The organism is Pseudomonas sp. NY15463 (assembly GCF_048068415.1).
GTDB lineage: Bacteria > Pseudomonadota > Gammaproteobacteria > Pseudomonadales > Pseudomonadaceae > Aquipseudomonas > Aquipseudomonas mosselii_C.
On the sequence record NZ_JBLUQD010000004.1, the window covers coordinates 420,945 to 435,932 of the forward strand.

10 protein-coding genes are annotated in these 14,988 nt (G+C 67.2%); all 10 read right to left on the minus strand.

Annotated features, from left to right (window positions below):
• Nucleotides 1–61: 61 nt before the first annotated feature.
• The gene (locus tag ACNFIC_RS12665) at nucleotides 62–1,837 is read right to left on the minus strand and encodes a formylglycine-generating enzyme family protein (protein ID WP_138219373.1); all 1,776 of its coding nucleotides are present in this window, start codon (nucleotides 1,835–1,837) and stop codon (nucleotides 62–64) included.
• Complete coding sequence (locus ACNFIC_RS12670) at nucleotides 1,830–3,032, minus strand: FtsX-like permease family protein (RefSeq protein WP_416781122.1); 1,203 nt, start codon at nucleotides 3,030–3,032, stop codon at nucleotides 1,830–1,832. The genes ACNFIC_RS12665 and ACNFIC_RS12670 overlap by 8 nt, the downstream gene beginning before the upstream one ends.
• Nucleotides 3,032–3,736, minus strand: a complete 705-nt coding sequence (locus tag ACNFIC_RS12675) for an ATP-binding cassette domain-containing protein (RefSeq protein ID WP_416781123.1) — start codon at nucleotides 3,734–3,736, stop codon at nucleotides 3,032–3,034. Before ACNFIC_RS12675 ends, ACNFIC_RS12670 begins: the two co-directional genes overlap by 1 nt.
• Nucleotides 3,736–6,756: a protein kinase domain-containing protein gene (locus ACNFIC_RS12680; protein ID WP_416781124.1), complete on the minus strand. Its 3,021-nt coding sequence runs from the start codon at nucleotides 6,754–6,756 to the stop codon at nucleotides 3,736–3,738. Before ACNFIC_RS12680 ends, ACNFIC_RS12675 begins: the two co-directional genes overlap by 1 nt.
• The gene (locus tag ACNFIC_RS12685) at nucleotides 6,753–7,481 is read right to left on the minus strand and encodes a PP2C family protein-serine/threonine phosphatase (protein WP_416781125.1); all 729 of its coding nucleotides are present in this window, start codon (nucleotides 7,479–7,481) and stop codon (nucleotides 6,753–6,755) included. The genes ACNFIC_RS12680 and ACNFIC_RS12685 overlap by 4 nt, the downstream gene beginning before the upstream one ends.
• Nucleotides 7,478–8,134: a type VI secretion system-associated protein TagF gene (tagF, locus tag ACNFIC_RS12690; RefSeq protein ID WP_416781126.1), complete on the minus strand. Its 657-nt coding sequence runs from the start codon at nucleotides 8,132–8,134 to the stop codon at nucleotides 7,478–7,480. The genes ACNFIC_RS12685 and tagF overlap by 4 nt, the downstream gene beginning before the upstream one ends.
• Nucleotides 8,131–11,637: a type VI secretion system membrane subunit TssM gene (gene tssM, locus ACNFIC_RS12695; RefSeq protein ID WP_416781127.1), complete on the minus strand. Its 3,507-nt coding sequence runs from the start codon at nucleotides 11,635–11,637 to the stop codon at nucleotides 8,131–8,133. The genes tagF and tssM overlap by 4 nt, the downstream gene beginning before the upstream one ends.
• Nucleotides 11,634–12,947 (minus strand): DotU family type VI secretion system protein, encoded by a 1,314-nt coding sequence (locus ACNFIC_RS12700; protein WP_138219380.1) that lies wholly within the window; start codon nucleotides 12,945–12,947, stop codon nucleotides 11,634–11,636. Before ACNFIC_RS12700 ends, tssM begins: the two co-directional genes overlap by 4 nt.
• Nucleotides 12,948–13,134: 187 nt before the next feature.
• A complete protein-coding gene (gene tssK, locus ACNFIC_RS12705; protein ID WP_416781128.1) occupies nucleotides 13,135–14,469 on the minus strand; it encodes a type VI secretion system baseplate subunit TssK in 1,335 nt (444 codons plus the stop codon).
• Between the two features lie 15 nt (nucleotides 14,470–14,484).
• Nucleotides 14,485–14,979, minus strand: coding sequence for a type VI secretion system lipoprotein TssJ (gene tssJ, locus ACNFIC_RS12710; RefSeq protein WP_138219382.1), 495 nt, complete (start codon nucleotides 14,977–14,979; stop codon nucleotides 14,485–14,487).
• Between the last annotated feature and the right edge of the window lie 9 nt (nucleotides 14,980–14,988).

The following is a 14,988-nucleotide window of genomic DNA, read 5'->3' on the forward strand; positions in this document are numbered from 1 at the left end:
TGGGTTATTTCATCTCCGAGGGCCTCATGCCACCCGGAAGTCCGTTGTGCTGAAGCTGTCCTTAGGGTCGCGGGGCGGCCGATGCCAGCAGCTCCTTGAGGATCGTCGCCGGGTCGGCCCGCCGGTTCTGGCGGTACTCCCCGACATGGCGAACGAACAGGGTGGCGCGGGTCACCAGGCTGTTGCCCAGGACCGGCTTGCGATTGAGTTCTTGCGTGACCCGCTGGAACTGCGCCTGGATCACCGCATCGGTGTAGCGCGTGCCACTGGCCAGGTTGTCGATGTAGATCGCCACCGCGCCGTCGAGCGCGGCGCGGCCATTGGCGATGGCGGCGCCGTACATGCGCGCGCTGGTCTGGTCGCCGGACGCTTCGGCCTTGGCCTGGGTGTTCTGCAAGTTGGTCAGGCGAATGTTGTAGTTGTTGATGGTCTCGGCCACCAGGGCGGCGGACTGGATCAGGTTGCCGGCCGCTTCCTCGCGCTGGCGGGCGATCAGCGAGACGTTGCGCTTGAGTTCTTCGTTGACCAGCCCAAGCTCGGCCTGCTGGCGCGGATCGGGGGTGGCGGCGATGATGCTGTCCAGGCGTTTGGTCGGGTCCTGCGCGGCGTCGATGTCATCGGTCAGGCCCGCCAGGCGGCCCTCTTTCTGCCACTGCTCGAACAGCTCCGGGTAGCGTGAGCGCGGCGCCGACAACGCGCCGATGGCGATACGGAAACCGGTGGTCTCGTTGCGCTGCTCGGTGCCGTCCGCGGCGAACAGCGGGTACTCGCGGCGCATGCCGGTGAACAGCGTGCCCTCGCCCTCCAGGTAGTTGCCGCCCTTGACCACGAAGCCGCCGTAGGCGCCTTGCAACCGCCCGGCGTTAACCAGCTGGAACGACTCCTGAACCATTTCGGCGGCGTTGCCGATCACATCGAACAGCCCCAGCGGGTTGGGTTGTTTGGTGCCGATGGGCATCAAGCGCGCCGCTTGCCCGGTGCCACCGGCCACCTGGTTGAACACCGCCCAGTCGGCCAACGGGCCATCACTGTCGCCAGCGGCGAGCTTGCGCGGGAACAGCCGGCCTTCCAGCTCCTGGCGGCTGACCTGCGAGCCGCCACGCGCGGCGAACTCCCACTCCACCTCGGTAGGCAAGCGCACGAAGCCCACGCCGCCGTCCTCGGCCTTGCCATCACGCCCACTGACCGGCAGCAGGTCGCGGTGATGCTTCATCAACCAGGCGCTGTACACCGCGCCAAAGCGGTCGGCCTCGAAGCGCGAGAGCTTGACCTTGGGCAAGCGCCCGGCCGGGGTGGTATCGACCTGGCAAGCAGGCTCGGGGCCGCCATTGGCCAGCGCACTCGCCTGAGCCATGACCTGGGCGTACTGGCGTGCGGTCACCTCGTACTTGCCGATGAAGTACATCATCGGCTTGAGCGGGCTGTGCTTGTCCACCTTGGGCAGGCTCGGCGCCACTGCCTCACGCCACTGCGGCGCGAGGTCCTGTAGGCTGAACTGACCGTTGATGAAGTCGCGTCGATAGCCCGAGATGAACGACTGCTTGTAGCCCGCCTCGCCTTCGCTGAACGGGTAGCCGAGGTTCACTTCACGGTCATCCAGGCTGCCTTGGGCCAGTACGTAGACACTGCGCAACACCATTTCACCACCACACGGCAGCGGCAGGCTGACATCGCCTGGCAGCGGCTTGGGGTTATCCAGCTTGCTGGCATCCAGCGCCGGCTCGGCGGCCTGGGCAGTCGCTGGCTTGGCCTTGTCGTCGCCATCGGCCGGCGAACAGGCCGCGAGGGTCAAGGCGGTGAGGATCAGGGCAGCAGCCCCAAAGCGGTGGTCAGACATCACGGATTCCTTGGGCAGCATCGATGCGCGATACCCGCCAGCCGCCCAGGGCGGCGGCGGTGGTGCTGGCCAGTAGCACGGCACCCAGCGCAACGAGGTAATGCAGCGGCAGCAGGCGGCTGGCGAACTCGCCCGGCACCTGCATGAAAAGTCGGTTCAGGCCATGCTCGGCCAACAGGTACAGCAGCCCGGCGAGCAGGGCGGCGAGCAGGCCGCTGTACAGCGCCTGGAGCATCACGAACAACAGCAACGCGGCGCTGCCAAAACCCAGCAGGCGCAGCACCGCCAGCTCACGCTGCTTGCGCTCGACGCCGGCCACGGCACCGGCAGTAATGGCTGCCACCGCGCCCGCCACGGCCAACGCGGCGATGATCCAGAACACCAGGTCCAGGTTGCGGCTCAGCGATTGCACCTGAGCGATCTGCGCGGCTTGGGTCGAGACCAGCAACTGGCGCTCGGCAAAGAACCGGCGCAGCGGCTCGACATCGTCCAGTTCGCTGGCGTACAGACGAAACGCCGGGTACACCCGCACGCCCTCGCTGGCCGCCACTTCGCCGGGCCAGCCCAGCGCCGGTACTGCGCGGCCGTCGCGGTAGTCTTCCACCGCCTCCAGCAGCGCCAGTTGCGCGAACAGCCCATCGCGTTCGAACGCCGCCAGTGGCAGCACTGCCGCCACCTGCAAGCGGGTCTGGCGCCACTGCATCTGGCTGGCTTGCTGGCGGCTGAAACTTGCCACCAGTTCGTCACCGGCCTTGGCGCCGAGCTTTTCGGCGGCGGTAAAACTGAGCACCACCTGGCGCAGCTCGCTGGGCGGCGCGAGCGTGCCGAGCAAGGGATCGCCTGCGGCGGTCGGCAGCATCTCCACGGTTACCCCGCGCCCCTGGGCAGGCATCAACAGTTCGGCGGTGGCGGCGATCTGCCGGGTACGCGGGATGGCGAAGGCCACACCTTGGCGCTGGGCCAGTTCCTGGATGAAACCGGCGCTGAAACGCCCGCCGCCTAGCGCGATGACCTCGCGCACACCCGGGTCGCGTTGCAGGCGCTCGGTCAGGCTGCCCACCAGCCCGAACTTAAGCCCAAACAGCACCAGCAATGGCGCGATCACCGCCACCAGCGCGAGCACGCCGCACGCCGACAGCCGCGCTTCGTTGCGATAGTCCTGCCAGGCCAGGCCGGCGATCAGCAGCGGGCGCATCAGGCGGCCTGCCCAAGGGTGGCGGTGATGCCGCCGTCGGCATCGCGCCGGCAGGCCATGCGCAGCACCTTCAAACCCGCGCTGCGGGCAAGTTGTTCATCGTGCGTGGCCACCACGCAGGTCACCTGACGCTGCTCGGCTTCGCGCAGCAGCAGCTGCATGACCCGCTCGGCATTCACCGGGTCCAGCGCGGCGGTAGGCTCGTCAGCCAGCAGCAACGCCGGGGCATGCGCCAGGGCGCGCGCGCAGCTGACCCGCTGGCGCTGGCCGAGCGACAGCGCGGCAGGCTTCTTGCCCAGTTGATCGTGAACATCCAGCGCCTGGGCCAAGCGCTCGACGCTGCCATCGTCACCCAGCCCAAGCAATTGCCGAGGCAGGCGAATATTGCTGCGTACATCCAGATAGCCCAGCAGCCCACCGGCTTGCAGCACATAGCCAAGCCGACGGCTGCGCAGTGCCGCCAGGCGGTCGAGGGCGCGCTGGCGCCACAGCCCGGCGATGTCCTGGTCGCCCAGGGCGAAGCCTTCGGCGGCGTCCGGCGCCAGCACCAGCGCCAGCAGGTCGAGCAAGGTGCTCTTGCCACACCCGCTGGGGCCTACCAACGCCACCCGTTCGCCCACCGCCAGCTCCAGCCGGTCGATCATCAGGCTGTAACGCTGGGCGCCCTGCCCGCGCGTCTTGCGCACCGCGTTCAGACGAATCATCACGGCAGCGTCGACAGCGGCACACGGTACAAGGCGTCGCCCGGCTCGGCCTTGCCGAAACGCACCCAGTTGGCCATGTCGTTGTGGAAGGTTTCGTACAGGCGGATCTTCGAGTCGAGTTCGTCGATGAAGTCTTCCTGTTCGGCCACCGACAACGACAGCCACAGGTCCTGGGTCATGCCCAGGGATTTGCTGCGGTACGGCAGGCCTTCGAGGTACTCACCCAGCACGCCGCCCTGGGCGAGGTTGGCGCCCTTTTTCAGGGCGGCTGGGTCGCGGCTCATGTAGGCGCTGGCGCTGGCGATTTCGTTGAAGAAGTCGCCCGGCGAAGTGCGGGTCTTGCGTGCGGCATCGACGATCAGCTTGAGCGATTGCTGCAGGTCGTTGAGCTGCAACTTGGTGAGCATCACGCACACTTGCAGGGTCGGCAGCGCCGGGTTGGTCAGGTCGCGGTCGGCGGTCCAGGCACTGACCAGTTGCGGCGCCTGACTGGCGCCCTGGCGGCCAAGGAAGTCCATGTGCATGGCATAGCCGAGCGCCTGGGACTTGGCCGCCAGGCTCGCGCCCGCAGCCAGCACCGGCACGGGTTGCGGCTGCTGGTTACGGACTTGATGCACCAGTTCGGCGAAGGTCGAGCCGATCTCGCGCACACGCTCGCCAAACGCGCCCACCTCGCCGCCCGGCACGCCCACGTACAGGTCGCCGATCTTCGGGTTGCTGTCGGCGGTGAGCACGCGGTACTGGCTTTCGGCAGCGCCGTGGTTGTTGGCCCCTGCCGGGGTACGCAGGTGCAGGGCGTAGATCTTGATCTGCTTGCTCAACGCTGCCTGACGCACCTCGGCTTCGTTCATCTGGGTGCTGCTGTAGGGGTCGTTCTTGCGCAAGGCGCCGGCATCGCTGACCAGCAGGATGATGCGCCCGCCGTAGCCAGACCAGTCCATGCCCTCCACCGCCTGCATCACCCCGGCGAAAGCATCTTCGTTGAACGAATGGCTGGAGACGCTGGTGGCCTTGACCTGCGCGGCGGCCTTGAGGAAACGCGCAGGGTCACGGCCTTGCTCCAGGCTGACCAGGGTCTTGCTCAGGTATTCCAGGCCCGGCGTGCGCTTGACGCTGTTGCGAAAGCCCACCAGACCGAAGCTCACGCTGTCCAGCTCGCCACGCGCGGCCAGTTGCTGCTGCAACTCGCTGACCACTTGGCGGACCCGGTCAATGTAGGGCTGCATGGACACCGACGTGTCCACCACCAGCACGATGCCGGTGCGAAAGCGATTGTCAGCCGCCATGGCCACGCCCGCCGCCTTCGGCGCAGGGCTGCGTCCGCCGGGATCGATGGAGGCAATGTTGAGCAGTTGCACCGGCTGGCCGTCGGCATCGAAGCTCTCGCGGTAGTCGAAGATCGGCATCAGGTAGAACTGGTTCTGCGGCACAGCGCTGGCGGCCGGTTCCAGGGCCAGCACCTGGGGCACCTGGTCGGGCTGATTCTGCGCCTTGAGCAGGCTGTCACGGGCCTTGGCGGTGTCATCGAGCAGGCGCTGCACATCGTCGGCCTGACGCAGGAACATCACCGGCGAACGCCCGGAGCGCTCGGTGAGCTTGAGCACCAGGCTCTGTTTCCAGTCGCTGGTCTGCGCAGCTTGCAGCCAGCCGTCGCGCTGGCCATCGCTGGCGGCGCCGACCTCGACCCACTGCTGGCCCCCGACATCCTTGCGCTGGTACACGTACAGCACCGAGAACGCTGGCAACACCTGGCCTGAAGCATCGCCAGGGTTGGCCACCAGGCGCGCGTCGGGCTTGCTCAGCACACGCTGGAACAGGGTCTTCTTGCCGGGCAGCAGCAGCGGTCGGCCGTCTTCGCTGGCAGCCAGCGGCGGCGTCACCGGCTGCACCGGGGCGCTCGTCTGGACTGGGGCCTGAGCCACGGGTGTCTGCGGCGCAGGGGTATCGCTGCCGGTCAGTAGCCAGAAGAACGTACCACCCAGGCCCAGCGCAGCAGCAATGGCCACTGCAAGCACGGCCTTGGCGGGTTTGCTGGAGCCTGACTTAGCCTGCGGCGCGGGCTTGGGCTGCGGCTTCTCAGCCTTGGCCGGGGGCACGGCCACCGGCTCAGGCTGTGCCTGTGGGATTTCGATGGACACGGGCGTCAGGCCGCCCAGGTCGGGCTTGGACGCGGCGACATCGGGCAGTGGGCGAATCACGGTGCTTTCGCTCTCGCTGGCCTGGGCCTCGACAGGCAGGCGGTCGAGCGCTGCCAGCAACGCGGCGGCATCGGGGAAGCGCTCGTTTGGGTCCTTGGCCAGCAGCCCACGCAGGATGTCCTGGTAACGGCCGTGTTCGATAGGCAGCTCAGGCAAGGGCTCAGTGAGGTGCGCCAGCGCCGTGGAAAGTGCGTCGGTGCCGCTGTAAGGCAATTCGCCGACAAGGATTTCGTACAGCACCACGCCCAGTGCATACAGGTCGGCGCGACCGTCGATCTCCTGGCCGCGGGCCTGCTCAGGGCTCATGTAGCTGGGCGTGCCCACGGCAAAACCGGCCTGGGTGAACTGGGTCCGATCATCCAGCGACTTGGCGATGCCGAAGTCCGACAGCACGGCGGTGCCATCGGCGCGGAACAGGATGTTGGCCGGTTTCACATCCCGGTGCACCAGCCCTTGCGCATGGGCATAGCCCAACGCCTGGGCGATCTGGCGCACGTAGGCCAGGCCCTGCTCCGGGCTAAGCCCGGCGGCGATGCGCTCCTTGAGCGTGCCGCTGGGCAGGTACTCCATGGCCATGTAGTACAGCGCATCGACATTGCCGATGTCATGGATGGTGGCGATGTTCGGGTGGGCCAGCCGCGCCAGGGTGCGGCCTTCGCGCAGGAAGCGTTCGCAGAAGGTCGGGTCAGCCGCCAGGCTCGCGGCCATGACCTTCAGCGCCACCTTGCGCTCCAGCGAGCGCTGGGTCGCCAGGTAAACGCTGGCCATGGCGCCCTGGCCAATCTCGCTGTCAATGTCGAATCCGGGGATGTGCATGTTCATTGTCTTCCGTTCGCCTTCACGACCACGGCGGTGATGTTGTCGGGCGCGCCGCGAGTCAGGCCCAGGTGCACCAGGCTGCGCACCACCTGGTAGGGGTCTTCATGGCCGAGCACGTCGGCGATCTCGTGGTCTTCGGCGGTCTTGTTCAGACCGTCGCTGCACAGCAGGTAGGTGTCGCCGGGCTGCACCTGCAAGGCCACGCTTTGCAGCTCGAAATGATCCTCGACGCCAATGGCGCGGGTGACGATGTTGCCGCGCGGGTGCACACGGGCTTCGGCCTCGTTGAGCAAGCCGCTGTCTTGCAGTTCCTGGACGTAGCTGTGGTCGTGGGAAAGGCGTTCGATGCGCCCTTCGCGCAGGCGATACAGGCGGCTGTCACCGGCCCACAGGCCAATCGCCTGGCTACCGTGGGCGACCAGCACCACCACCGTGCTGCCCATCATCGCCACGCCGCGCCGGACGGTTTCCTCGCGTACCTTGCGGTTGACCCGCACCAGGTTCTCGCGCACGGCCTGGGCGAAGCTGTCGAGGGTTTCGAACAGCGGCAGATTGCACAGGCTGTCCATCACCAGGCTGCTGACATAGTCGCCCGCCGCGTGCCCGCCCATGCCGTCGGCCACCGCCCATAAGCCTTCCCAGGTGTGATCCAGGCAGGCATCTTCGTTGATCTTGCGCACCATGCCGACATGACTGTGGCTGGCCGCCTGGTAGTGCAGGGCGCTCATACGGTGTGTGCCTCGCAGCCCAATAGGAACCCGGCGAAATCCGCACTGCGCGGCAGCCCCGCACAGCGCATGAGCCCCGGCGCGATGCGTTCCGAGCCACGCCCCCACCACAGGCTCACGCCTGCGCACGCGCACTCGGCCAACGCCAGCGCACGTGCTTCAGGGCTGGTCGCCGCCAACCGCTGCAAGCCACCCAACGTCTCACGTGGCCCCTGTAGGAGCGGCCTTGCGCCGCGAAAAGGCTGCAAGGCCGCCTCGAAGCGCTCGAACCCTGCCTCTGGCTCAAGGGTGGCCAACAACACCGCCTCAACCTCCTCGAACCACGTATCCTCGCCAGCCAGCACACTGGCCAACGACTCCTCCGGCGCCAGCACCTGCGCCACGGTCAGCGGAAAATACCGCCCGACCCGGTCGATGCTCGGCATCAGCACGCCAACCACCGCATCCGGTCCGCACAGCCCCGGCGCCAACGCGAAACGCCACAACGGGCTGACCAGGTAGGCGTCGAGCCAGCGTTCGCCGAGCGCCTGCTGGCTGGCCTGAATGCCCGCCGCCAGCCACTGGTCCCAGGGCTGAATGAACGTCTGCGGCAAGCCACGGCTGACGAAGTCGCCGCGGCAGGCCAGTTTTCCGTAGAACCCCAAGTCGTTCACAAGCGCTCCGGCAGGCTGAAACCGCTGACCACTCGGCTGCGGAACGGGTTGAACGCGCTGCTGGCACGCAGCTCGTAGGACACGCTGACGCCATCGACGCGCAGACGCAGGTTGAAACGCTCCGGCGAGCCAGCGGCGACCAGATCCGACTGATCCAGCAAGCGGAACCAGGCCCACGGCCCTTCCACGGTCATGCCGGAACGCCCGCTGGCCAGCGCCGGCGACACCGACAGACGCACCACCCCAATGCTGTTGGGATTAGGCCACTGCAAGGCCACTGGCCGGCTCGGGCCATGGTCGTAGCTGACCTGCTGGCCGTCGAGGTCGAGCAGGAACTGGGTGATGCTGGCGTCCATCGCCACCGGCTTGAGTTCGAAGCGCACGCCCGGTTGCAGGCCGCTGCTGTTGCGGAAGAACGCATCGCGAATGCTCGCTGCGCGCTGGAAGGTCGCCAGCACGTTGCTGCTGATGCCCAGTTTTTGCGCAGCGCCCGGCTGCCAGCTCCAAGGCGTGCTGGAGGTATTCACGTAGGGTTGCAGGTATTTGCGGAAGTAGTTGTCCATCACCCCGCCCACCCCGAAGAACTGGCCGAAGTCCTCCAGCGTGGCGTCGCGGCTGCTGCCCGCCACCAACGGGTAGCGCCCGCTGAGCGACTGGCGATAGACATTGACCACTTCGCTGGTCCAGGCGGCGTTGAGCTGGTTGCGCACCCCGCCCATGACGATGCCGTGGGTCGACCCCAGCACCGAACTGACCAGGTTCTGCACCACCTTGGGCTGGCGCGCCGCGCCCAGTGCCACGCGCTGCGCAGCCGCCTGGGCCTGGTTCTTGGCCTCGCCCAACAGTGCGTCGCCACTGGCGCCGACCATCGCGCTGACTTGCACGTACAGCGCATTCATGTCGGTGAGCAGGCCATCGATGGCCGCTGGCTGCCCGTCGCCGGTAGCCACCAGCGCGGCCACGTCAGCGAAGTGCGCGGTCACCGGGTCGACCTCGCGGGCGGCGGGGTTGTCGCTGGGCAACGCCGTATCGCCAAGCAGCCCGCCAAGACGCTGGCGCAGCTGATCCACGCCGGCCTGTTCGGCCTTGGCCTGCACCTTGTCGAGGGGGGTGGGCTGGGACAGGTCTGTCTCGTGGGCGACCGCTTGCAGGAGTTTTTTCAACGGTGACGTCGGCCCGGACAGTACGCGCAGCACGTCGGCGGCCTGGCCGACGCTGGTGATCGGCACAAAGTCCAGGTCGGCCAGCAGGGCATCCCAGGTGCGGATGTAATCCTGGTAGTAGAGCTGCAGCACATCGTCAGCCAGGCGTTTGGCATCGCCCGCTTCGCCCGGCTCGCGGCCCAGTACCCAGCGTTCCTCGGCCAGGGTCGCGCTCTGCGCCAGGCTCGCGGCAAGAAACGCCTTGCGATAACCCTCGACGCTGAACAGGCCAGGCAGTGGCTCGCTCAGGGGCTTGCCACTCTTGAAGCGGAACACCAGCGCGGCATCGCGGCCGGCTGCATCACTGACACGAAAATCGCTGACGCCCGAGGGCAGCTTCTGACGTTTGACCCGGTCGTACACCCGCTGGGCCACTGGCAGCTGCTGCAACTGGCGGCGGGTGTCGTCGATCAGGCGTTGGTCCAGGCGCGCGTTGGGCGGGCGCTTGTCGAACAGCGCCGCCAGATGCTGCTCCAGGGCCTGGCGCATATCCGGGGCGAGGTCGCGCGGCAGGTGGCGCTCCCAGTCGAGAGTGATCCAGGCCTTGATGAACGCAGGGTCGTAGTGCTCACCATCGGCCAGCATCAAGTACGCCTTGAGTCCCTCGTAGAGGTAGTCGGACGGCCCCCCGGCATACAACTGCTCTTCGATACGGGTGACCAGACGTGGCGCGAAGATGGCGATCAGCAGCTTGCGGTAAACGCTGTCGGACTCACTTTCGAGCATATCGCCCTGGTACAGGCCCAGCCCTTCGGCCCACGCTGGCGGGTCATCCGCCAGGCGGCGCACGGCGTTGAGCAGCGGCAGCACATCAACCACGTTGCGCTGGGCCGGGCTCAGCGTCTGCACACTCATGCCCACCGGCTTGAGACGACTGTCGACGTCGGCAATGTACTGCTGATTGGCGCGGTAGCTAAAAGCCCACAGGACGCCGACCACCAGCACCAAGGCCACGCTCAACGCCAGCGCGCCCCGGGTGATCCACTTTCGCCGCTGCTCGATTTTCGGGTTGCTGCCCACCAGGCCGCGCTCGGCGAAGGCCACGGCGCTGAACAACTTCTCGATGAAGTAGCTACGCCCGGTGCCGTTCTGCCGGGCCAGGTGCGCGCGGTCCAGGCCCATGCTCTGGGCCATGCTGCCGATCAACCGGTCGATCGGGCTGCCTTCCTGGGTGCCGCTGGTGAAGTACACCCCGCGCAGCAAGGCGCGCTCCTCGAAGGCGTTGGGCTTGAACACGCCCTCGAGCAAGCCCTTGAGGTGGCCGCGCAAGGCCGCGAACTGCTGGGCGAAGCCGTATACCAAATCGCGCCGGGCCGGGTCGCGCTCCTGTTGCAGGCGCTCCACCAGACGTTGGTTCAGGCGCTGTTCGAGCAGCCCGAACTCCTCGCTGAACTGCGCCAACGGGCCGTCGCCCTGCTGGCCGTCGTCCAGGGCGAAGGTCATGCCCCAGACCTGGGCGCGCTCGTCCTTGCTGAGGTTATCGAAGAACTCCATGAAGCCCGGTACAAGGTCGAGCTTGGTCAGCATCAGGTAGATCGGGAAACGTACACCCAGTTGGGTGTACAGCTCCTGGATCCGCGTACGAATGGCACCAGCATGTGCAGCGCGCTCGGCATCGCTGCACAGCAGCAAGTCGGACAAGCTGATGGCGATGAACGCCCCGTCGATCGGACGACGCGAGCGCTGGCGCTTGAGCAGGTCGAGAAAGCCTAGCCAGGCCGCCTTGTCCACTTGGGCGTGGCTGTCCTGGGTGGTGTAGCGCCCGGCGGTATCGAGCAGCACGGCCTGGTCGGTGAACCACCAGTCGCAGTTGCGCGTACCGCCCACGCCGCGAATGGCGCCCTCGCCCAACTGTGCGGCCAGCGGGAAGTGCAAGCCGGAGTTGACCAGCGCGGTGGTCTTGCCCGAGCCGGGTGGGCCGATGATCACGTACCACGGCAGTTCGTAGAGGTTGCGTCGCTCGTCACCGCCCAGGCGGGCTTTCTTCAGCAGCGCCAGGGCTTCGTCCATACGCTGGCGCAGGGTCGCCAGCTCTTCGGCAGTGGCCACGCTGGCAGGGTCCGGCGTGGTGTCGGCGGCCAGGCTCGCCATGACGCTTTGCGCCTGACGACGAGCCTGCACGATGCGCCATACGCGGTAGGCGATCCACACGGCGAACAGCAGCACGATCAGCACCACACGCGGGGTGGCCGGCACCAGCGCATCGAGCAACGGGCCGACGAACCAGATGATCAAGCTCAACGCCAACAGGCCCAACAGCGGGATCACCCAGCGGACCACGAAACTGAAAAACGCCTTCACTCGACGCCCTCCGCCAGAACGGTGATTTCAACCCGACGATTCTTCGCCCGGCCCTGTGCGCTGTCGTTCGACGCCAGCGGCTCGGTGTCGCTCAGCCCCTGGGCGGTGAAGCGATCAGGCTGTCCGGTGCGCGCAGCAAGCAGCGCGCGCACTTCTTCGGCGCGGGCCTGCGACAACGCCCAATTGGAGGGGAAGCGCAGCGTGGCAATACGCTGGTTGTCGCTGTGGCCGGTGACTTTGACGTTGCCCTTGACCTTGCCCACGGCCTCGGCGATGCGCAGCATCAATGGCTCGAAGTCGCCTTTGATGCTGGCGCTGCCACTGGCGAACAGTTCGTCGCCACGGATGGTCACTACCGAGCGATCCACTGCATCTTCCACGGCAACCTTGCCGGCCTTGATCTCGTCGGCCAAAAAGCCCGCCAGGCGCGGGCGCTCCACGGCCTTTGGCTGCACCACCGGGCGGTCCATGGCCTGCACCGGAATCTCGCCCAGGGCGTGGATGCCACGAAACACGGGCTCTGCATCGGCGGCCAGTTTCAGGCGCAGGCCGAACAGCACGAGTAACAGCAACGCCAGGGCTACCGCCAGGCCGACCCACGGCGGGACGAACTGCGCCAGGCGATCACGCGCCACACTCACGCCACGCCAATGCGGCGACAGCTCGCGCTCGATCTCGCCACGGGCACTGCGGATGGTCGCGGCGGTGCGCTCGCGCAGGGCCTCAAGCTGGGCACGTCCGCCATTCATCACCCGGTAGCGACCTTCGAAACCCAGGCTGGTGCACAGGTACAACAGCTCCAGCAGGTTCAGGCGCTCGCGCGGGCTTTGCAGGCAATGCTCCATCAACTGGAACACCTTCTCGCCGCCCCAGGCCTCGTTGTGCACGGTGATCAGCAGGCTCTGCTTGCCCCAGTCGCTGGCACTGCCCCAAGGCGTGCTGAGCACCGCTTCATCGAGGGCGGTACACAGCGCGTAGCGCGCCAGCAGGACCTCGTTGCGCGGCACCCCGCCGGCCTCGGCACGCTCTTCGAACTGGCGCAGGTAGGCCAGCAACTGCGCGCGCAAGCTGGCCGGCGCGGGGTGGGCGATGGTGTTGCGCAGGCGCGTGAGCAACGCCAGCAACGGGCCGGCGGCCTGCTCCAGCGGGTTGAGGCCCATGGCCTGGCCCGGGGCCAGGGGTTCGGTGGGCACGTTCAGCGGTGCGGCCGGGGCTGGCTGTGGTTGCGCAGCAGCAGGCTGCGGGCCTCGGCCACCGGGGCGCGGCATGAATTGGGTGCGGTCGTTGGCCAGCGGATCGTCCGATTGCATCGCGGCTTAGTCTCCGGTCCTTGGAAAGTGGGTGGCACAGGCCTGCCTAAGGCTTGTTGACCTGGCAGGGGCCTGTAGGAGCGGCTTTAGCCGCGAACACCGGCAAAGCCGGTGCCATCCACCGCGTTGTCTGCTTCGCGGGTAAACCCGCTCCCACAGGGATGCGGGGCTATGGAATGCCATCGACTTACCCCCGAATGGCCCAGAACGCCAGGTTCAGCCCAGGGAACTCCCCGGCCATGTAGAAGGCAAAACCACCAGACTGCTGCAATTGCTTCCAGTGCTCGCTTCCGCGGTCGAGTTCGAAGTAAGTCGAGCCTGCATGGAATGGGATCTGCCGCGGTGCCACCGGCAGCGGTAGCAGGCCGATGCCCGGCAGTTGCAGGTTGACCAAGTCGCGGATGTGCTCCACCGAGCCGATCTTGCTCTGCTGGCCGAAACGCGCGCGCAAGGTCTCGCTCGGCACGTCGGCACGCACCACCAGAATGAAGCTGGCGCTGTCCAGCAGGCTGCGGTCCGCGAGCATGCCGACGTGGATACCGTAGGCCTTCTCCACCAGCGGAATCGCCACGGCCTTGCTGTCGATCAGCATCGACAGGGCCTCACGCAGGGCGGCCATCACCGGGGTGAAGGTCGCCGCCAGGTCATCGTGCTGGTACGCCGGGTAGCTTTCAGGGCGCCGGCCATCGCGGGTGAACGTGGCGAACTCGCCGGCCAGGGCCACCAGTTCGCTGTACAGGCGCTCCGGGTGCAGCGGGGTCAGCTGGTTGAGGTGCTCCACCAACGGCTGGGCGCGGTTGACCAGTTGCAGCAGCATGAAGTCGGCGATCTCCGAAGCCCCGCCATTGGCCGACGCCACCACGCGCCCGGCCAGCGCTTCGCCGCGCTGGTGCAACAGGCCCAGCAGTTCGCCACGAAAACCCGATAGCTGGGCATTGGCCGTGACATCCAGCAGTGGCGGGATATAACGCTCGTCCAACACCAAGGCGCGGTCGGCGCGCTTCTCGCGAACGCGTACAACGCCGAGGGCTGCGTAGTCACTCAGGCCGTCCTCTGCGCGTAGCAGACGCAAGGCGCGACTGCCCAGGGCCAGCGGCGCGCGGTTCTCGAACGAGGCGTTATCGTCACGCACTTCGCTGATACGGCTGACGTAGCGCGCACCCGCGACACCTTCGCCCTCGTCTACAGTGTCACGGGCTCCGGCGCGCTTGAGCGGCAGACCCAGGTAGATCACCCCGTCGCGCAGGTCATCGGGGACCTCCAGCGGCGCAGGTGGCAGGTCATCACGGGGGATATCGAACGGCGTGCCATCAGGCAGCAAGCCACGGGCACTGAGGATCGCCAGCTTGCCCTGGGCCAGCAGGCCCTGGTCGATGAGCAACTCGGAAAAGCCCCAGGCCGCCGCGCTGAGCGGCCGACTGCGGGCGTCGATGAAGTTTTCCAGGTAGCGGTCGTGCTGCTGAAAGTGCTGGGTCGTGATGAACATGCCTTCCGACCAGACCACGCGATTGTTCCAGGACATGGGGACTCCGAATGCCTAGTGGGCAGGCTCAGGTTGTGGGGTGGCCACGGCGCTGCGCACGGCGCGCACATCGAGGCTGATCTGATAGTCACGTGGCGGCACCGGCAGCAAGCTGCGCCACTGGGCCTGGTCGACCTCGCGGTAACCGACCACCAGTCCGACCTGGCGCGTGGCCGGATCGAGCGCACGTTCCAGGCGCAGTTGCTCGCCGGGTTGCAGCAGCACCTCGTCCTGGTCGATCAGGTCGGCGCCGAGCGTCGCCTGGGCTCGCTCGGCCAGGGCGAAATAATCGGCACGGGCAAAAGCCGCGCCGTTCTTCAACTCGTAAAGGCGCACGCGAACCGGCGCGGGGTGGCCGGTCGCGCCTGGGTTGAGCCCGGCAGCGGCGCTGAAATACAAGGTAAGGTCCGGCGCCGACGCATCGCCAGGGGCGGGCTCGACCGGCATGTCCTTGCCACAGGCGCTGAGCAGCACCATGGCCAGGGCTGCGATCAGTCGTGTTGCGTTCATCCTCGTCCT

Bases quoted from the DNA above. Each gene is read 5' to 3' on its own strand.
- ACNFIC_RS12665 (WP_138219373.1), bottom strand. From the start codon at position 1,837: ATGTCTGACCACCGCTTTGGGGCTGCTGCCCTGATCCTCACCGCCTTG.
- ACNFIC_RS12670 (WP_416781122.1), bottom strand. From the start codon at position 3,032: ATGCGCCCGCTGCTGATCGCCGGCCTGGCCTGGCAGGACTATCGCAAC.
- ACNFIC_RS12675 (WP_416781123.1), bottom strand. From the start codon at position 3,736: ATGATTCGTCTGAACGCGGTGCGCAAGACGCGCGGGCAGGGCGCCCAG.
- ACNFIC_RS12680 (WP_416781124.1), bottom strand. From the start codon at position 6,756: ATGAACATGCACATCCCCGGATTCGACATTGACAGCGAGATTGGCCAG.
- ACNFIC_RS12685 (WP_416781125.1), bottom strand. From the start codon at position 7,481: ATGAGCGCCCTGCACTACCAGGCGGCCAGCCACAGTCATGTCGGCATG.
- ACNFIC_RS12700 (WP_138219380.1), bottom strand. From the start codon at position 12,947: ATGCAATCGGACGATCCGCTGGCCAACGACCGCACCCAATTCATGCCG.
- tssK (WP_416781128.1), bottom strand. From the start codon at position 14,469: ATGTCCTGGAACAATCGCGTGGTCTGGTCGGAAGGCATGTTCATCACG.
- tssJ (WP_138219382.1), bottom strand. From the start codon at position 14,979: ATGAACGCAACACGACTGATCGCAGCCCTGGCCATGGTGCTGCTCAGC.